Source organism: Streptomyces sp. NRRL S-455, from assembly GCF_000717875.1.
Lineage (GTDB): Bacteria > Actinomycetota > Actinomycetes > Streptomycetales > Streptomycetaceae > Streptomyces.
Window position 1 is genome coordinate 160,084 of record NZ_JOCT01000022.1, and the last position, 17,882, is coordinate 177,965.

Annotated in this window: 19 protein-coding genes; 8 read left to right on the forward strand and 11 right to left on the reverse strand. The window is 72.7% G+C overall.

From position 1 onward, the window contains the following. Window positions 1-103: 103 nt before the first annotated feature. Complete coding sequence (locus IE97_RS0127655) at window positions 104-2,176, reverse strand: phage holin family protein (protein ID WP_030246123.1); 2,073 nt, start codon at window positions 2,174-2,176, stop codon at window positions 104-106. A gap of 160 nt (window positions 2,177-2,336) precedes the next feature. Beyond that, the gene (locus IE97_RS0127660; protein WP_030246126.1) at window positions 2,337-2,738 is read right to left on the reverse strand and encodes a hypothetical protein; all 402 of its coding nucleotides are present in this window, start codon (window positions 2,736-2,738) and stop codon (window positions 2,337-2,339) included. Between the two features lie 82 nt (window positions 2,739-2,820). Here IE97_RS0127660 and IE97_RS0127665 point away from each other — a divergent pair, with 82 nt between their 5' ends. After that, on the forward strand, window positions 2,821-3,594 hold the full coding sequence (locus IE97_RS0127665; protein ID WP_030246128.1) for an MBL fold metallo-hydrolase: 774 nt from the start codon (window positions 2,821-2,823) through the stop codon (window positions 3,592-3,594). Beyond that, window positions 3,591-4,259: a VTT domain-containing protein gene (locus IE97_RS0127670; RefSeq protein WP_030246131.1), complete on the forward strand. Its 669-nt coding sequence runs from the start codon at window positions 3,591-3,593 to the stop codon at window positions 4,257-4,259. Before IE97_RS0127665 ends, IE97_RS0127670 begins: the two co-directional genes overlap by 4 nt. A gap of 13 nt (window positions 4,260-4,272) precedes the next feature. Here IE97_RS0127670 and IE97_RS0127675 read toward each other — a convergent pair whose 3' ends face one another. From IE97_RS0127675 to IE97_RS0127695, 5 genes are all read right to left on the reverse strand, one after another. After that, the gene (locus tag IE97_RS0127675) at window positions 4,273-5,349 is read right to left on the reverse strand and encodes an MBL fold metallo-hydrolase (protein ID WP_030246134.1); all 1,077 of its coding nucleotides are present in this window, start codon (window positions 5,347-5,349) and stop codon (window positions 4,273-4,275) included. Next, on the reverse strand, window positions 5,346-6,593 hold the full coding sequence (locus IE97_RS0127680) for an aminotransferase class I/II-fold pyridoxal phosphate-dependent enzyme (protein ID WP_030246136.1): 1,248 nt from the start codon (window positions 6,591-6,593) through the stop codon (window positions 5,346-5,348). The genes IE97_RS0127675 and IE97_RS0127680 overlap by 4 nt, the downstream gene beginning before the upstream one ends. A 235-nt stretch (window positions 6,594-6,828) precedes the next feature. Beyond that, window positions 6,829-7,119: a hypothetical protein gene (locus IE97_RS0127685; protein WP_030246139.1), complete on the reverse strand. Its 291-nt coding sequence runs from the start codon at window positions 7,117-7,119 to the stop codon at window positions 6,829-6,831. Then, on the reverse strand, window positions 7,082-7,747 hold the full coding sequence (locus IE97_RS0127690; protein ID WP_051705151.1) for a hypothetical protein: 666 nt from the start codon (window positions 7,745-7,747) through the stop codon (window positions 7,082-7,084). Before IE97_RS0127690 ends, IE97_RS0127685 begins: the two co-directional genes overlap by 38 nt. Before the next feature lie 120 nt (window positions 7,748-7,867). After that, complete coding sequence (locus IE97_RS0127695; RefSeq protein ID WP_030246144.1) at window positions 7,868-8,662, reverse strand: RNA polymerase sigma factor SigF; 795 nt, start codon at window positions 8,660-8,662, stop codon at window positions 7,868-7,870. Window positions 8,663-8,905: 243 nt separating this feature from the next. Between IE97_RS0127695 and IE97_RS0127700 the strand changes: the two genes are divergently transcribed. Then, window positions 8,906-10,699: a thiamine pyrophosphate-requiring protein gene (locus IE97_RS0127700; RefSeq protein WP_030246146.1), complete on the forward strand. Its 1,794-nt coding sequence runs from the start codon at window positions 8,906-8,908 to the stop codon at window positions 10,697-10,699. Here IE97_RS0127700 and IE97_RS40835 read toward each other — a convergent pair. Then, complete coding sequence (locus tag IE97_RS40835) at window positions 10,653-10,838, reverse strand: hypothetical protein (protein WP_078603414.1); 186 nt, start codon at window positions 10,836-10,838, stop codon at window positions 10,653-10,655. The genes IE97_RS0127700 and IE97_RS40835 overlap by 47 nt on opposite strands. 160 nt (window positions 10,839-10,998) lie before the next feature. Between IE97_RS40835 and IE97_RS0127705 the strand changes: the two genes are divergently transcribed. From IE97_RS0127705 to IE97_RS0127715, 3 genes are all read left to right on the forward strand, one after another. After that, window positions 10,999-11,400, forward strand: a complete 402-nt coding sequence (locus IE97_RS0127705) for a DUF2795 domain-containing protein (RefSeq protein WP_030246149.1) — start codon at window positions 10,999-11,001, stop codon at window positions 11,398-11,400. A gap of 113 nt (window positions 11,401-11,513) precedes the next feature. Then, window positions 11,514-11,912, forward strand: coding sequence for a CBS domain-containing protein (locus IE97_RS0127710; protein ID WP_037844900.1), 399 nt, complete (start codon window positions 11,514-11,516; stop codon window positions 11,910-11,912). Between the two features lie 44 nt (window positions 11,913-11,956). Further along, a complete protein-coding gene (locus IE97_RS0127715; RefSeq protein ID WP_030246154.1) occupies window positions 11,957-12,499 on the forward strand; it encodes a type 1 glutamine amidotransferase domain-containing protein in 543 nt (180 codons plus the stop codon). 51 nt (window positions 12,500-12,550) lie between these two features. Here the strand turns inward: IE97_RS0127715 and IE97_RS0127720 are convergent, their stop codons facing one another. Then, entirely contained in the window at window positions 12,551-12,838 is a 288-nt protein-coding gene (locus IE97_RS0127720; protein ID WP_030246156.1) for a DUF6158 family protein, read from the reverse strand. 65 nt (window positions 12,839-12,903) lie between these two features. Here IE97_RS0127720 and IE97_RS0127725 point away from each other — a divergent pair, with 65 nt between their 5' ends. After that, complete coding sequence (locus IE97_RS0127725) at window positions 12,904-14,004, forward strand: Vms1/Ankzf1 family peptidyl-tRNA hydrolase (RefSeq protein ID WP_030246158.1); 1,101 nt, start codon at window positions 12,904-12,906, stop codon at window positions 14,002-14,004. Between the two features lie 139 nt (window positions 14,005-14,143). On the opposite strand, the gene IE97_RS0127730 is transcribed toward IE97_RS0127725, so the two are convergent. Continuing rightward, on the reverse strand, window positions 14,144-15,763 hold the full coding sequence (locus IE97_RS0127730) for an ABC-F family ATP-binding cassette domain-containing protein (RefSeq protein ID WP_030246161.1): 1,620 nt from the start codon (window positions 15,761-15,763) through the stop codon (window positions 14,144-14,146). 42 nt (window positions 15,764-15,805) lie between these two features. Beyond that, window positions 15,806-16,735, reverse strand: a complete 930-nt coding sequence (locus IE97_RS0127735; RefSeq protein WP_030246165.1) for a LysR family transcriptional regulator — start codon at window positions 16,733-16,735, stop codon at window positions 15,806-15,808. Window positions 16,736-16,905: 170 nt separating this feature from the next. Between IE97_RS0127735 and IE97_RS0127740 the strand changes: the two genes are divergently transcribed. Next, window positions 16,906-17,882 (forward strand): aspartate ammonia-lyase (locus IE97_RS0127740; protein ID WP_030246168.1); only part of this gene is annotated, 977 nt, incomplete at its 3' end.

Sequence of the window (17,882 nt, forward strand, 5' to 3'; positions counted from 1 at the left end):
CGTACGGACCCGTCGGACGGGTTCCGTTCCCCATCCGATCACATTCCGGTTCGGCTCACTCGGAAGACCCGGCCTCTGGCGGTGTACGGCGGCCGTGTCCGCGTCAGGCGGCGCGTTCCTCGGTGCTCTCCAGCGGTACCTGAGGGCCGTTCGACTCGCGCAGCCAGCGGCGCAGCACGCGGTGGACGTGTTCGGCGCCGACGAGTTCCTCGCCTTCGCCGACCGGCGGGGACAGGACGAGCGGTGACAGCAGGAAGGGTCTGCCCTGTTCGCCGCCGAGGCCGCCGTGGGAGCCGATCTGCTCCTCGAAGGCGAGGACTTCGCCGTCGGCCGGGTCGTGGAAGGAGTTGACCATGATGTCGGCGGTGTGCGGGAAGGAGTGCGCGCGGCGTACCGCGTCGACGGCGCCCGGCCCGAACGGGGCGAGCGGCCCCGGGTTGTCGTCCAGGTCGGCCAGCGGGATCTCGGCGCCGTACGCGCCCAGGACGACCCCGCCGTGCTCGTCGCTGCGCACCAGCAGGAAGCCGATGCCGGGGTGGTTGGCGAGGGTCGGCAGCAGCGCCGGGTGGCGGGCGTCGATCTCCTCCTTGCTCATCCGGTGCGTGACGTCCGGGAAGGAGATCAGGCCGAGGTTGCCGGAGGCCAGCACGATCGGCTCCTCACGGCGCCGGGGGTGGTGCTCCTCGCCGCCTTCCGCCACCGGGAACCGCAGCGCGGCACGCACGGCGGCACGGGCCTCCGCCCCGCTGCGGGTGCGCTCCGCCCGGCGCGACACGGGCAGTCCGCAGCCGGCCCGCACCAGGTCGCCGAGGGTGAGTCCGTAGCGGGAGCGGAATGTCTCGCCGGGGCTCTGGCCGTGGTCGGACAGCACGACGATCCGGTACGGGCGCGGGGCGTGCTCGGCGACCTTCTCGATCAGGGCGAGCGAACGGTCCAGGTGTTCGAGTACCTTCTGCGCGTCGCGGCTCGCCGGGCCGGAGTGGTGGGCGACCTCGTCGTAGGCCACCAGGTCGGCGTAGACGGCGGTGCGGCCGGCGAGCATGTCGCCCATGACGGAGGCGACGACGACATCCCGCTCGACGACCGTCGCGAAGGCGCGGACGAACGGGTACAGGCCGCCGCGGGAGACGCGCGGACGCTGCTTGCCCAGGCGGGCCCGGGTGGACTGCGCGATCTCCCGGCAGACCTCGGCGACGAAGGAAAGGGCCGTGCGCACGGCGTTGGCCGGGTCGGAGAAATAGGCGAAGTAGCCCGCGCGGGAACGGTTCTCCGTGCTGCGGCGGCGAGTGGCGATGGACAGCACCAGGGCCTGCTCGTCCGCGCCGCCGCCGAACAGGTTCCCGCGGCTGGCGCCGTCGATGGTGAGCAGGCCGCCGTGCCCGGCATACGCGACGGCGCGGCGCTGCAGTTCGGCGGCGCTGGTCGGACGGTTGCAGACGACGACCTCGCGGGTGTCCTTCTCGTACCAGCGGAACGCCGGGACGTCGTGGTTGCTGCCGTGCAGGATGCCGAGCTGGCTGGCGCCGGTCTGGCTGGACCAGTCGGTGCGCCAGGGGGTGAGCCGGTGGGTGGGGCGACCGCCGTCGCCTATGTCGAGCCAGCGGGCGACGGTGGGCATCAGACCCTTGCCCGCCGCGTCCAGCAGGACGTCGTGGCCGACGCCGTCGAACTGGATGAAGACGGTGCCGTGACTGGCCGGGCTGGGCGGGCCGGATCTGCGGCGGCGGTCGGAGAGCCGGTACAGACGGCGGCGGTAGGCGTCGTCGTCGCGCACGGCCAGGGCGGCGCCGGTGGCGGACGCCACGGCGGACATCACCGCGGCGACCACCACGGCGGTCTCCGGTGCGGCGGCACCGCGCTCCGCGGGGTTGAGGCGCAGGGCGAGCAGCAGCAGCGCCCCGTTGAGGAAGAACACCAGCAGCCCGAGCACGAGCGCCGGTACGAGGAGCAGGAGCCGGACGAGCAGCGGCCACACCAGGGCCGACAGCAGGCCGAAGGCGCCGGCGCCGAAGGCGGCCGTGACGGCGATGTCGGTCGCGCTGTCGCCGTTCGCCGAGCGGAGCCGGAAGTCCGGCAGGATCCCGGCGAGGACGAGCATGGTGACGGTGGAGACCGCCCACACGGCGATGCTCCGCCCCACCTGACTGGCGAACCGCCGCCACCGCACGCCCCGCACGCCCCGCCACCTCACGTCCCTGGCCCGCCGCCGCGGGCTCGCCGCTCACAGTGTCTCAACGCCGGGGGAACGCCCTTTGTCCCTGCGCTCTTCCTCCGGGCCGAGGACATTCCTTGTTTCCCGCCGCGGCGGCGGCAACCACGACGGGACGTCAGCGGCGTCAGCGGCCGTCGTAACCGGCCGTCGGCATCGACAGCCGGCGGTGCACGCACGCCTTCATCGCCGCGTCGTACGCCGGCTCCGCGTGCCCCACCGTCTCGACCCGCACCCCGCGCCGCGCACACTCCGCGGTGAACTCCTCGACGGACGCGAGCGCGCTCTCCAGCACCCGCCTGCTGGGCGCCACGAACAGGTCGAGACCGGGCCGGACGCCGTCCCACAGCACGCCGTGGTCCGGGCGCAAACCCCGGACCAGTAACTCCCGGCTGACCACGTATCCCCGCTCGGCGGCCCACCGGGCGCACATCGCGTGCTGGCTGCGGGAGTCGACCAGGAACGGGTCCTCGTCCAGTTCCTCCAGCGGCGTCAGACTCGCGATCGCCGTGACCCGCACGGGCACCATGGCGTCCCCCTCACCTCCGGTTTCGCCGCCGACCCTACTCCTGCACGTAGGCTTCGGGGAGTCGCGCGAAGGAGGCAAAGAGGTGCCGGTGGAGATCACCTGGTGGGGTCACGCGACGTGCACGGTGGAGGACTCGAACGTACGGGTGCTCACCGACCCTCTGTTCGCGCGCCGGCTCGCGCACCTGCGCCGGCGGCGCGGGGCCGTGCCACCGCCGAGCGCCCGCCTCGCGGACGTGGCGCTCGTGTCGCACCTGCACGCCGACCACCTGCACGTGCCGTCGCTGATGCGGCTCGCTCCGGGCACTCGCCTGTTCGTGCCCCGGGGTGCGCGCCGGGCGGTGCCCGGTCTGCGCCGGCTCACGCACCTGCGGGTGAGCGAGATGGCTCCCGGGGACGAGACGCCGGTCGGTGACATCGTCGTACGGGCGGTGCCCGCGCGGCACGACGGGCGCCGGCTGCCGCTCGGACCGCACCGCTCCCCCGCGCTCGGCTACGTCATCGCCGGTGAGGCCCGGACGTACTTCGCCGGGGACACGGGGCTGTTCGACGAGATGGCCAAGGAGGTCGGACCGGTCGAGGTGGCGCTGCTGCCGGTGGGCGGCTGGGGGCCGTACCTCGGCGACGGGCACCTGGATGCCGGGCGGGCGGCGGAGGCGCTGGCGCGGCTGGCGCCGTGCAGTGCGGTGCCCGTGCACTACGGCACGTACTGGCCGATCGGGATGGACGCCGTGCGCCCCCACGAGTTCCACGCGCCGGGCGACGAGTTCGTGCGCCTCGCGGCCCGGCGCGCACCCGGCGTGACGGTGCACCGGCTCGGGCACGGGGAGAGTGTGCGCGTGGAGGTCGCGCGGTGACCTGGACCGCGCCGATAGCGCAGGCCGGCGCGCCTCTGCTCGTCGCGTCGGCCGTCACCCCCGCGCCGATCCTGCCGGAGTCCACGCAGCAGGCGGTCGGGTATCCCATGCTCTTCCTGCTGGTCCTGGTCGGGACGTTGCTGCCGGTGATCCCCACAGGGGCGCTGGTGAGTTCGGCGGCTGTGGTCGCCTTCCACCAGATGGCGCCGTTCTCGATGCTGATGGTGTTCGTGACGGCGTCGCTCGCGGCGTTCCTCGGTGACGCGACGCTGTACTGGCTGGGGCGGCGTGGGCTGAAGTCGAGGAACGGGTCGCGCTGGCTGGAGCGGATCCGGGCACGGGCGCCGGAGGACCGGCTGGCGCAGGCGCAGGAGAAACTCGCGGCGCATGGTGTCGCCGTACTGGTGCTGTCCCGGCTGGTACCGGCGGGGCGTATCCCCGTGATGCTGGCCTGCCTGCTGGCCGAGTGGCCGCTGCGGCGGTTCTCCCGGGGGAATCTGCCGGCCTGCGTGGCCTGGGCCTTGACGTATCAGTTGATCGGGGTCCTCGGGGGGTCGCTGTTCGACGAGCCGTGGCAGGGTGTGGTGGCGGCGATCGGGCTGACCCTGGTGATCAGCGCGGTGCCGAGTGTGGTGCGGCGGGTGCGCAGTTCCCCGCGTCCCTGAGAGGCCGGCGTGTCTACAGCACCTTTGACGCGCCCACCGGCATGTCCCACAGGTTTTCGCGGGGCAGGCCCGCCTTCTCCCATGCCGCCCGGACGCGGGTGAGGGGTTCGAGGACCGGCTCCGCCGACAGCACGAAGGTGGCCCAGTGCATGGGGGCCATCCTGGTCGCGCCCAGGTCCTGGGCGGCCAGAACCGCCTCCTCCGGGTCGCAGTGGACGTCGCTGAGCCACCAGCGCGGGTCGTAGGCGCCGATGGGCAGGAGCGCGAGGTCGATGCCGGGGTAGCGGCGGCCGATGCGGGAGAACCAGTGGCCGTAGCCGGTGTCGCCGGCGAAGTAGACGCGCCGGCCCTGCTGGTCGGTGAGGACCCAGCCGCCCCACAGGCTGCGGCAGGTGTCGGTGAGGGTGCGCTTGGACCAGTGGTGGGACGGGACGAAGTCGAAGCGGACACCGTCGATTTGGGCCGCCTCCCACCAGTCGAGTTCGGTGACGCGAGTGAAACGGCGGCGGTGGAACCAGCGTCCGAGCCCGGCCGGGACGAACACGGGGGTGTCGCGCGGGAGTCTGCGCAGCGTGGGGGCGTCCAGGTGGTCGTAGTGGTTGTGGCTGATGACGACGGCGTCGACGCGCGGCAGCGCCTCCCAGGGGACGCCCACGGGTGTGACGCGGGCCGGGGTTCCGAGGATCCGGCGGGACCAGACCGGGTCGGTGAGGACGGTGAGACCGCCGATGCGGATCACCCAGCTGGCGTGTCCCGCCCAGGTGACGGCGACCGTGCCGGCGTCGACGCGCGGCAGCGGGCCCGGCTCGTAGGGCAGCCGGGGGATGTCGGCGAGGCCTTCCGGGCCGGGTCTCACGGCGCCTTCGCGGGCGAAGCGGGCCATGGCCTTCAGGCCCGGGAGGGGGGCGGTCAGCCGGTCGTGGAAGGTGCGCGGCCACACCCGGCGTTCGGCCAGCGGCCTCGGCTCCGCCAGCGGCGGGTACGGGGACGCCGGAGGGGACGTGAGGGCCGGAGCGCCGGCTTCCTGGGTGGTCCTGGTCGAGGTCGTGGTCGTGGTCGAGGTCGTGGTCGACTCGGACTGCTGCGTCATCGAGGAGGCTCCCATCGCTGAGCGTCGTCGCGGAGATCGTCGAAGGCCGACTTCAGCTGGATCAACGCGCGCCGCACGTGCGGCAGTTCCAACGGCGTGGGGGAGGTGAGGCATTCCGCGCGTTCCGTGTCGGAGCCGTGCAACAGTGCGCCGGTGGACAGCCGCACGCGCGGGACCTCGAGCTCGTCGCCGAAGCGGTGGCCGCCCGGGGCGGGCATGCCGATGCGGGCCGAGAGGAAGTCCTCCAGTTCCTGTGCGTCGCCGACGCCGTGCGCGCTGAGCGCGGGACGCAGCGGGGTGAGGTCGACGTACAGGTGGCGGCCGGCCTGCGGGGGCCGGGCGAGGGCACCCGCGGTGACGACGGCGGAGTGTGCCTCGGCAGCCACGCGTGCGTGCAGGCGTACGGCGGTGGCGACGCGCTCCCTGACCGGTTCCGGTTCTCCCAGGGCGTAGGCGGCCGCCGCCGCGACGGGGGCGGCGACGCGGGCGTCGAGGGCCGTGAGGACGTCGAGCACGCGCGCGTGGAGGCCTTCGGCGTCGTCGCCGGCCGGGAAGCGGGCCACGGCGGCCGGCCAGCCCGGCGGGAGCAGGGCACCGGCCAGGTCGGTGACGACGGTGACCCGGTCGGGCAGCATCTCGGCGGGGCTGAGCAGCACGGTGCCGTGCGGGTCGTGCAGGGTGTCGCGCCAGGTCTCGTCGCTGACCAGGTGCAGGTTCTCTCCCTGGGCGGCCTCGACGGTCTCGTGCAGGAGCTCGGGAGGGGCGACGCCGGCCGTGGGGTCGTCGGCGACGGACAGCACGAGCAGGCGGGGGTCGCCGCCCTCGGCGCGGACCCGGCGCGCGGTCTCCAGCAGGGCGTACGGGTCGGGCACACCACCGCTCTCCGGCGGGGTCGGCACATGAAAGACGGGGCGTCCCAGCAGGCGGGCGTACGGCGCCCACCAGGCGGCGCAGGGCCTGGGCACGAGGACGTCGCCGCCCAGGGCGGCGGTCAGGGCGAGCAGCAGGGCGGGGGCGCCGGGGCCGGCGGCCACGCGGTCGGGGGCGCAGGGCAGGCCGCGCCTGTCCCAGTAGCCGCAGGCGGCCTCGCGCACGGCGGGACCGCCGCCGACCGGCTCGTGGTCACCGCGGGAGGCCGCGGCGGCGAGCACCGCGGACAGCTCCGGCAGTACGGGCAGTCCGTCCTCGGGGAGCGGCGGCCCGAACCGGACGGGGCCGTGGCCTTGCGGGTCCGTCCGCCGCATCCGTACCTCCGCAGGGCCAGGGCCAGAGCCAGTGCCTGGTGCCGCCTTGTGTCACCTTCGGCGCGTGCGCCGTCCGCTGCCCGGTGTTCCGTACGGTGCGGGCTCGTGCCTTCGGCCTCCGAGTACCCAGGACGCCGCCGCCCCATGGGCGCCCCGCCGGGTCGTGACGATCACAGCATGATCGGGCCGGGCCGGGGAAGCAGGGGACCTCCGGGGGCGGCGGTGCGTGTGGGGGTCAGCGGTAGGGGTCGTTCTCCCGGTTGCGCAGCCGGTGTACGGCGGCGCCGAACGCGCCCGCGATCAGCACGCCGCCTGCGACCAGGGCGGGCACGGAGTCGCTGAAGGCGCCGCCGTCACCGGCCCGCACCCCGCGCCGCACGACCGCTCCGCCGCACTCGTCCTCGTGCTGCCACGCTTCGCCGGCCGACTCGCCGCCCGGTACGTCGGACGCTTCACCGGCCAGCCCGCCGCCCGGCACGTCGGACGCTTCACCGGCCAGCCCGCCGCCCGGTACGTCGGACGCCACCGGCCAGCTCGTCGCCCGGCACGTCAGCCGATTCCCCGCCCGGATCACCGGCCACCTCGCCTGCCACCTCACCCGGGTCACCGGTCGGCTCGCCACCCAGCTCGTCGGCCGCCTCGCCGCCCGTTTCGTAGTCAGGCTCATCGGCGTGGCAGGGCTTGTGAGCGGGTTCGTGGGACGGCTTGTGCGACGGGTGGTGACCGCCACCGCCGCGGGCCACGGTGAACGTCGCGCTCCACTCCTTGCCCTTCCCACCGGGAGCGGCGGGACAGGCGCCGTCGACGGTCCACGCCGAGTCCTTGCCCTGGGCGCCCGAGTCGCCCCCCAGGTTCTCGGCGGAAGCGATACGGGCCGTGCCGCGGTAGGCGGGTCCGGACACCTTGTCGTCGTTACCGGTCACCTTGCGCAGCGGGACCGTGCCCGCGTCGAAGGCGCGCGAGGTCGCGTCGATGGTGTCGGGCGGATGCCCGCCGTCCGGATCACAGCTCACCGAGACGGTGAGCGTGCCTCCGGGCTCGACGGTGGCCGGGCTGACCTCGGCGGCGGGTTCGGCGGCGGCGACCGGCGCGAAGCTCAGCGGGGCCGAGCCGGCCAGGACGGCGACGGACAGTGCGTGGAGGGTGCGGCGCATGGCGCGAGCTCCTTCGGGCGACGGCAGGAATGCCCTTCTGCCATCACAGCCATCCCGGTACGCCACCGCGCGCGACCGGCCCCCATTAGCGGGACAGCACCCTCCGACCGGGTGAACGCGCTACGCGACATCCCGCATGACCTGCTCCCGCACACGGCCGCAGCACCGGCTGATCAACCGGGACACGTGCATCTGCGAGATCCCCAGCTCCTCGGCGATCCGGCTCTGCGTCATGTCCCCGAAGAACCGCATGTACAGAATCGTCCGCTCCCGCTCGGGCAACGCCGCCAGCCGGTCCTTCACGGACTCACGGTCGACGACCGTGTCCAGCGCGGGGTCAGGGGACCCCAGGGCGTCGCTCAGGGAGTACCCGTCCTCGCCGCCGGGCAGCTCCGCGTCCAGGGACAGGGCGGTGAAGCTCTCCAGCGCCTCCAGGCCGGCCTTGACGTCCTCCTCGCTCATCTGCGCGTGCTCGGCGATCTCGGCGACGGTGGGCCGGCGGCCGGAGATGGTCTGGGACAGTTCCTGGGAGGCGAGCCGGACACGGTTGCGCAGGTCCTGGACCCGGCGGGGAACGTGCAGGGTCCACATGTGGTCGCGGAAGTGCCGCTTGATCTCGCCCGTGACGGTGGGCACCGCGTAGCTCTCGAAGGCGTTGCCGAGTTCGGGGTCGTACCGGTCGACGGCCTTGACCAGGCCGAGGGCCGCCACCTGGCGCAGGTCCTCGAAGTTCTCGCCGCGGCTGCGGAAGCGTCCGGCCAGACGGTCGGCCATGGGCAGCCAGGCCTCGACGATCTCGTCGCGGAGCGCGTCGCGCTCGGGCCCGGCGGGGAGGGCGGCGAGCCTGCGGAAGGCGTCTGCCGTGTCGGGGGCGTCGTCGTGGGGGTGCTGCTTCGTGCGTGTGTGAATCGACATGATGCGTCGCAATCCCTTGCAGGTGCCTGGGGTGGACGGACGGTCACCGTGGGAGCGCGAACGTCGTGCGACAGGATCGCCGGTGGCGGCGCCTGGCGCCGCTCTCACGGGCGTGCCTCCTGTCCGAAGCACTTCGGGGCGCCTGCCCCTCCCCCCTGCCCGCAAACCCGCCCCAGGTTTTCCGCCGTCCCGCGGGGTGACTCGGACTGCTGGCCCGTTCCCCCTACGTCCGGGAGGTCGTACATGAGCACCAACGTCTCCGACCACGTCCTGCACAGGTTGCGCGAGTGGGGGGTGGAACAGGTCTTCGGCTATCCGGGCGACGGGATCAACGGCCTGCTCGCCGCGTGGGGCCGGGCCGAGAACGAGCCACGTTTCGTGCAGTCGCGGCACGAGGAGATGTCCGCGTTCCAGGCGGTCGGCTACGCGAAGTTCAGCGGCCGTCTCGGGGTGTGCGCCGCGACGTCGGGGCCGGGCGCGATCCATCTGCTGAACGGCCTGTACGACGCCAAGCTGGACCATGTGCCGGTGCTGGCGATCGTCGGGCAGACGCACCGCACCGCGATGGGCGGCTCCTACCAGCAGGAGGTGGATCTGCACACGCTGTTCAAGGACGTCGCCTCCGACTTCGTGGAGACGGTGACGGTGCCGGAGCAGCTGCCGAACGTGCTGGACCGGGCGATCCGCACCGCCTACGCGCGGCGCTGCCCGACCGCGATCATCATCCCCGGCGATGTGCAGGAGCTCGACTACTCGCCGCCGACGCACGAGTTCAAGATGGTCCCGTCGAGTCTGGACCGCAGCTCGTGGACGGCGGTGCCCTCCGAGGACTCGGTGCGGCGGGCCGCCGAGATCCTCAACTCCGGTGACAAGGTGGCGATTCTGGTCGGCCAGGGCGCGGCCGGCGCGCGGGCCGAGGTGGAGCGGATCGCCGAGCTGCTCGGCGCGGGCGTCGCCAAGGCGCTGCTCGGCAAGGACGTCATCAGCGACGAACTGCCGTACGTCACCGGCTCGATCGGCCTGCTGGGCACGCGCCCGTCATACGAGCTGATGCGGGACTGCGACACCCTGCTGACCATCGGCTCGTCGTTCCCGTACTCCCAGTTCCTGCCGGAGTTCGGCAAGGCGCGGGGTGTGCAGATCGACATCGACCCGCACATGGTCGGGATGCGCTACCCGTACGAGGTGAACCTGGTCGGTGACGCGAAGGCCACCCTGGAGCGGCTGATCCCGCTGATCGAGGGCGGGCGCGGACGCGAGTGGTACGACACGGTGTGCGACAACGTCACGCGCTGGCGTGACGTCATGGAGCGCCGGGCGGGGCTCGACGCCGATCCCATCAACCCGGAGTACGTGGCCCGCGCGCTGGACCCGCTGCTGCCGGACAACGCGATCGTCACCTCCGACTCGGGCTCGACGGCGAACTGGTACGCCCGGCACCTGACCATGCGGCCGGGCATGCGCGGTTCGCTGTCCGGGACGCTGGCGACGATGGGCTGCGGGGTGCCGTACGTGATCGGCGCGAAGTTCGCGCACCCGGACCGGCCGGCGATCGCGCTGGTCGGGGACGGGGCGATGCAGATGAACGGGATGGCGGAGCTGATCACGGCGGCGAAGTACCGGCATCTGTGGGAGGACCCGCGGCTGGTGGTCGCGGTGTGGAACAACCACGATCTGAATCAGGTCACATGGGAGATGCGGGCCATGGAGGGCGCCCCGTCGTTCCTGCCCTCGCAGGAGCTCCCGGACGTACAGTACGCGGCGTTCGCCCGCTCGCTGGGGCTGACCGGTATCAGGGTCGAGAAGCCGGAGGACGTCGAGGCGGCCTGGCGTGCCGCGCTGGAGGCGGACGGTCCGGCGGTGGTCGAGTTCCTGACCGACCCGGCTGTCCCACCGATCCCGCCGCACGCCACCTGGGATCAGATGGAGGCGACCGCCGCGTCGATCCTGAAGGGCGACGCGGACCGGGGATCGGTGGTCAAGCAGGGCTTCAAGGCGAAGGTGCAGGAGTTCCTGCCTGGGCGGGAGAAGAAGTAGCCGCCGCAGGGGCAGGAGGCACGCCGACCGGTTCGCTCCGGTCGGCGTCGTCCTGCGGCAGCAGCAGTTCCTCGTAACGGCCCAGCACCAGCACCACTCCGAGCATGAGCAGCGGGATGAGCACAGCGAACAGCGCCATGACGTGTCCTTCCCCAGGGATGTGTGGGGGGGTGTGACCCGGGTCTCCCGGAGGCGGTGGCGCAAACCAGCGCGGTGGGCGGCGATCCGGTGGACGGAACCCGTGTCGGCTTCCGGTGTACGGGTACGCGGTGCGGACCCCCGAAGGTCTGGAGGGAGACATGCAGCGAGGCAGCGACCGGCTGAACGTCCACCGGGACGACGAGATGAAGCACGAACTGCAGGGTCTGCTCAGGTCCGGGCACCCCACCCGCAGTGAGGAGTGGCACGACCCGGAGCCGGCCGCCGAGGACGACCCCGAGGTCGCGTACGGGCCGGTGACACCGAGCCGTGCGCCGACGTCCCTGGAGTCGGTACGGCTGGAGCTGGCCAAGATCCTGGGCCGCAGGGCGTTCCCCGCGAGCGCGCGGGAGCTGGTCCGCGAGTTGCGCGGACACCAGGCGCCCGACGTGCTCGTCGAGGCCCTGGAGCGGCTGCCGCACAAGGAGCGCTACGGCAACGTCCAGGAGCTGGCCCAGGCCCTGGTCCGAGCCCGGGAGACCGGGCCGGAGGAGTACGCGTAGGAACCGCCCGGGGGCCTCGCGGCCGCACCACGCCGGTGCGGCCGCGACCCCCTGCCGGTGCAGGTGACGGACGGAGGGCAGGCCCCGTGAAGGCCGAGTTGGTGAAGGACGTGATGACCCCGGGTGTGGTCGCCGTGCGCCCGGACGCCTCACTCGTCGAGGCGGCGCTGTTGATGCGCACGCAGAACATCGGCGACGTGGTGGTGGCCGACGGGCAGGACGTGATCGGGGTGCTCACCGACCGTGACATCACGGTTCGGGCGGTCGCCGACGGCACCGACCCGATGACCGTGAGCGCGGGGACCGTGTGCACGAAGGAGCCGGTGACGGTGGCGCCCGACGACCGGGTGGCGACCGCGGTGGCGCTGATGCGTGAGCACGCGGTGCGCCGGCTGCCGGTGGTGGAGAACGGGCTGCCCGTCGGGATCGTGAGCCTCGGCGACATGGCCGAGGCCGAGGATCCCGCGTCGGCGCTCGCTGACATCAGCCGCGCCGAGCCGGACGCCCGGTGACGCCGTCGCCGAGGAAGAGCAGACAGGAAAGGACGTCGAACATCATGCGTATCGCGTTTCTGGTCGCACCCGAGGGTGTCGAGCAGATCGAGCTGACCGATCCGTGGCAGGCCGCGAAGGACGCTGGTCACGAGCCCGTGCTGGTGTCGACGCGGCAGGGGGAGATCCAGGCGTTCAACCACCTCGACAAGGCGGACACCTTCCCCGTCGACGAGGTCGTGGGCGAATCCTCGCCCCGCTCGTTCGAGGCGCTGGTGCTGCCGGGCGGCGTGGCCAACCCGGACTTCCTGCGCATGGACGACAAGGCCGTGGCGTTCGTCCGGGACTTCTTCGAACAGGGCCGTCCCGTGGCCGCGATCTGCCACGCTCCGTGGACGCTGGTCGAGGCGGACGTCGTACGCGGCCGGGTGCTGACCTCGTGGCCGAGTCTGCGGACGGACATCCGCAACGCGGGCGGCACCTGGGTCGACGAGCAGGTGCAGGTCTGTGACCACGGGGCGGGCAAGCTGGTCACCAGCCGCAAGCCGGACGACCTGAAGGCGTTCTGCGAGACCTTCCTCGAGGTCTTCGCCCAGGAGGCCGCCTGAGGGAGGCGCTCCGGGCGAAAGGACCCGGCCGCTGGTCCGCTTTCGAGGGGCTCAGGTGCCGGGGGGTGTGGGAGTCGCCGACTCCCCGCTTCCCCGCTCCCGGGCCCCTTCGCGTGTGCGGCCCGCGGCCACCGGACGGTGTGGGTTGCGGCGCAGGTATTCGCCCTCGAGCTGTGCCATGCGCTCGTTGTGGGCCCGCAGCGCGTCGTTCGAGCCGTAGAGCAGCGTGTCGTGGCGCGTGCGGTGGATGGTCTCCAGCTCCTTCATGAGCTGCTGGTCGTCCAGCCGACCAGGGTCCACTCCGGTCATGGTGTCGCCCCGCTCGTCGTGTTCGTTCATGCGGTCCGGGTACCCGCCCCGGGAGCAACTGAGCACTACCCCCGAGCGGCATCCAGGAGGGAGCCATGGATCTCGCCTTTCTGCACCCACTGTACGAACACACCGGCCCCTGGGCCTCCGTGTACGTCGACACCTCCCGGCACACGGAGGACACCCCGCACGAGCGGCGGCTGACGGCCCAGGCGATGGCCAGGGAGCTCGCCGAGCAGGGCGCGGACGAGGCGACGTGCCGGGCCGTACAGAGCGCGGTCGAGGAGCTGGCGCACTCCTCGGAACCGCACGGCCGGGCCCTGTTCGCCCGCGCCGGCGAGGTGGTCCTCGACCCGCCGCTGGCCCGTCCCCCGCAGGGCGGTGACTGGGCCGAATGGGCCCCGCTGCCGCGGGTCACGCCGCTGCTGGAGCTGGCCGGCGAGGACCCGGTGTGCGTGGTGGCGTACGTCGACCGCAAGGGCGCGGACTTCGAGCTGCGCAGCGGACTCGGCAGCGAGGACGCCGGGGGCGTCACCGGGCGCCAGTGGCCGGTGCACCGTACGAGCTCCGTGGACTGGTCCGAGCGGCATTTCCAGCTGCGGGTGGAGAACACCTGGGAGCACAACGCCGCGGAGATCGCCGACGCGCTCGCCGTGTGCCAGGAGGAGACCCGGGCCGACCTGCTGATTCTCGTCGGTGACGACCGTGAGCGGCGCTCCGTGCACGAGCGGCTGCCCAAGCGGCTGCACGACCTCGTCGTCGAGGCGCCGCACGGCAGCGGCAGCCGGCTCCTCGACGAGGACGTGGAACGGGCTCGCGCCGAGCACGTGGCGCGGCGGGCCGAGGCGGAGCTCGACCGGTTCCGGGCCGCCCGGAACCCGGACGGCGAGGGCCGCGCCGGGGCCGTGGAGGGCGTGCCGGCGCTGATCGACGCGGCGCGTGAGCACCGTATCGACGAACTGCTGATCAGGCCGGACGGGCCGGACGCGCACCGCGAGGTGTGGATCGGCGAGGACCCGGACCAGGTCGCTGTGCGGCGCACCGACCTGAAGATCCTGGGTGAGCAGAACTCGTGGCCCGCCCGGGCGGACGACGCGCTGATCCGCTCCGCGGTGGCTACCGATGCGCCCGCGCTGGCGGTTTCCCAGGAGGAGGTGCCGGTGGGGGGCCTCGGGGCGCTGCTGCGGTGGAAGTGAGCGGGGTGTTGTGGTGCGCCCAGGCGCCGTAGGGGTGCTTCACACGTCGCGTGTGCGGGTGCGTCGGGGCTGGTCGCGCCCACGCGGCGGAGCCGCACGGTGAGACAGCCCCGCGCCCCTGAGGGGGCGGCGCACCCTCTCAGCGCGTTCGTTCCACTCTGCGTTCGTCCCAGACCGGGTCCGGGGTTTCCCGGACCCGGCCGTCGCTGCCGAAGACCAGGTAGCGGTCGAAGGAGCGGGCGAACCAGCGGTCGTGGGTGACCGCGAGGACCGTGCCCTCGAAGGACTCCAGGCCCTCCTGGAGCGCTTCGGCGGACTCCAGGTCCAGGTTGTCGGTCGGCTCGTCGAGCAGCAGGGCCGTCGCGCCTTCCAGCTCCAGGAGGAGGATCTGGAAGCGGGCCTGCTGGCCGCCGGACAGGCGCTCGAACGTCTGCTCGGCCTGGTTCGTCAGCTCGTAGCGGCGCAGCCGGGACATGGCGGCGCCCCGGTCCTGTGCGTGCTCTTTCCACAGGATGTCGAGGAGTGTGCGGCCCTGGAGCTCCGGATGGGCGTGTGTCTGCGCGAAGTGGCCGGGCACGACCCGGGCCCCCAGCTTCCAGTGGCCCGTGTGGGCCACGTCGTCGCCGGCGAGCAGGCGAAGGAAGTGGGACTTGCCGGAGCCGTTGGAGCCGAGGACGGCGACGCGTTCGCCGTAGAAGACCTCCAGCGAGAACGGCTTCATCAGGCCCGTGAGCTCGAGGTTCTCGCAGGTGACGGCCCGCACTCCGGTACGGCCGCCTTTGAGGCGCATTCTGATGTCCTGCTCGCGAGGCGGCTCCGGGGGCGGGCCGGCCTCCTCGAACTTGCGCAACCTGGTCTGGGCGGCCCGGTAGCGCGAGGCCATGTCGTGGCTGTTCTCCGCCGCCTGACGCAGGGTCAGCACCAGCTTCTTCAGCTGGGCGTGCTTCTCGTCCCAGCGTTTGCGCAACTCCTCGAAGCGGGCGAAGCGTTGGCCCCGGGCCTCGTGGTAGGTCGCGAACCCGCCGCCGTGCACCCAGGCGTCCGCCCCCGCGGGTGAGGGCTCGACAGAGACGATCTTCTCGGCCGCGCGTGCGAGGAGTTCACGGTCGTGGGAGACGAAGAGGACCGTCTTACGGGTCTCCTTCAGGCGTTCCTCCAGCCAGCGCTTGCCGGGCACGTCCAGGTAGTTGTCGGGCTCGTCGAGGAGAAGCACCTCGTCGGTGCCGCGCAGCAGCGCCTCGAGCACCAGTCGTTTCTGCTCACCGCCGGACAGCGTGCGCACCTGCCGCCACTGCGCCTTGTCGTACGGCACGCCGAGCGCCGCCGTGGTGCACACGTCCCACAGCGTCTCGGCCTCGTAGCCGCGGGCCTCGGCCCAGTCGGCGAGGGCCTGGGCGTACGTCAGCTGGGCGGCCTCGTCGTCGACGGTCATGATGGCGTGCTCAGCGGCGTCGACGGCCTGCGCGGCCTCTCGGATGCGGGGCGGGGCCACCGAGACGAGCAGGTCCCGTACGGTCGTCTCGTCGCGCACGGATCCGACGAACTGCCGCATCACGCCGAGTCCGCCGCCGACGGTGACGGATCCGCCGTGCGGCTTCAGCTCACCGGCGAGCAGCCGGAGCAGGGTGGTCTTCCCCGCGCCGTTGGGTCCCACGAGGGCGACGACGGCCCCCTCCCCCACCCGGAACGACACATCACCCAGCAGCGCCCTTCCGTCAGGCAGGTAGTACTCCAGGTGCGCGGCTTCGAGGTGACCCATGGGGCACGATTGTGTGGGTGCCGGGGAGCTGGGGCAAACCCATTATCCCGTCGGGTCCAGGTCAGGCGAGAAGCGGGTGGCCTGGTCGCGCAGGGCGTGCAGGGTCAGTTTCAGCAGCGGGTGATCCTCGCTGCCGCTCCGTACGGCGGTGAACACCCGCCGGGTCGGCCGGCCGCCGCGCACCGGGCGGATCACGGCGCCCTTGAAGGCGATGCCGTGCAAGGCGGAGCGGGGGACGAGCGCCACGCCGACACCGGCGGCGACCAGTGCGCACACCGCCCGCGAGTCGTCGGCCAGGCACTCCGGGCGGGGGTCGAAGCGCGCCTCCTCGCATGCCCGCAGGACGACATCGTGCGCCGGGTTGCCCGGCCATGGCGTGACCCACGGATCCTCGCGCAACTCGTGCAGGGCCACGTCCGGGGCATCGGCCAGGGGGTGGGCCGAGGGCAGGACGACGTCGAACGGTTCCGCGTACAGCGGCCGTCGCAGCAGCTGGTCCCCGTCCTGGCGGGGGGTGTCCCGGTCATCCACCCCCAGGGCGATGTCGACCGCGCCGTCGATGAGCAGCCGGCGGCTCGCGTGTCCTTCGGCGTCCTTGACCCGGACCCGCACCCGTGGGGCGCGCTCCCGCAGCTCGGCCACCGCGGGGGCCACCACTTCGGTGATGGCGCTCGCGAACGCGGCGATGGTCACCTCGCCGGCCAGCCCCTCCGAGCAGGCGGCCATGTCGGCCTCCGCCTGTTCCAGCTGTGCGGCGATCGTGGCGGCGTGGGCGGCCAGGACCGCGCCGGTGGGCGTCAGCCGGACGGTCCGTCCCCGCCGCTCCAGGAGCAGGTGCCCGACCTCGGCCTCCAGCGCCGCCAGCTGCTGCGAGGCGGCCGAGGGCGAGAGGTAGAGGGCCTGGGCGGCCGCGGTGACGGTGCCGTGCTCCGCCAGCGCTTTCAGCACCCGGAGCCTGCGAGGATCGATCACGAGAGCAGTAGACCAGCAGTTGCCTCCGCTGTGAAGCAGAGCTTCAAAGGCAATCCGCGAAATTGCCGATGGACTTAACAAGGGCGGCACCGCAGAGTTGTGTCCGGCGCCCCCATCTCCTCTTCTCTCCCCTCACTCCCCCTGCTCCAGCAAAGGACTTTGTTGTGCCCATGACCGATCGGCGGCGCCGTGAACACGACCTCCTCGGCGACCGGGAGGTGCCGGCCGAGGCGTACTGGGGCATCCACACGGCGCGTGCCGTGGAGAACTTCCCGATCACCGGCACGGCGATCTCCGCGTACCCGCACCTGGTCGACGCCCTCGCCGCCGTGAAGGAGGCCGCCGCTCTCGCCAACCGCGACCTCGGTCTGCTCTCCCCGCGGAAGGCCGACGCGATCGCCGCCGCCTGCCGGGAGATCAGGGGCGGAAGGCTGCACGACCAGTTCGTGGTCGACGTCGTCCAGGGTGGCGCGGGGACCTCGACGAACATGAACGCCAACGAGGTGATCGCCAACCGGGCCCTCGAACTGCTCGGCCACGCCAAGGGCGACTACCGCCACCTGCATCCGAACGAGGACGTCAATCTCGGCCAGTCCACCAACGACGTCTACCCGACGGCGGTCAAGGTGGCCACCGTCGCGGCCGTGCGGGAACTGCTCGCCGCCATGACCGTGCTGGGCGACGCCTTCGCCGCCAAGGCCGAGGAGTTCCGCGACGTCCTGAAGATGGGCCGCACCCAGCTCCAGGACGCCGTCCCCATGACGCTCGGCCAGGAGTTCTCGGCGTACGCGGTGATGCTGGAGGAGGACCGGAGCCGACTGGACGAAGCCGTCCTGCTCGTCCACGAGATCAACCTCGGCGCCACGGCCATAGGCACCGGCCTCAACGCCCCCGCCGGATACGCCGAGGCGGCCCGCCGCCATCTCGCGGCCATCACCGGGCTCGAGTTGACGACCGCGGCCAACCTGGTGGAGGCGACCCAGGACTGCGGCGCCTTCGTCCAGATGTCCGGCGTGCTCAAGCGCATCGCGGTCAAGCTCTCCAAGACCTGCAACGACCTGCGGCTGCTCTCCTCCGGTCCGCGGGCCGGGCTCGGCGAGATCAACCTCCCGCCGGTGCAGGCCGGTTCGTCCATCATGCCCGGCAA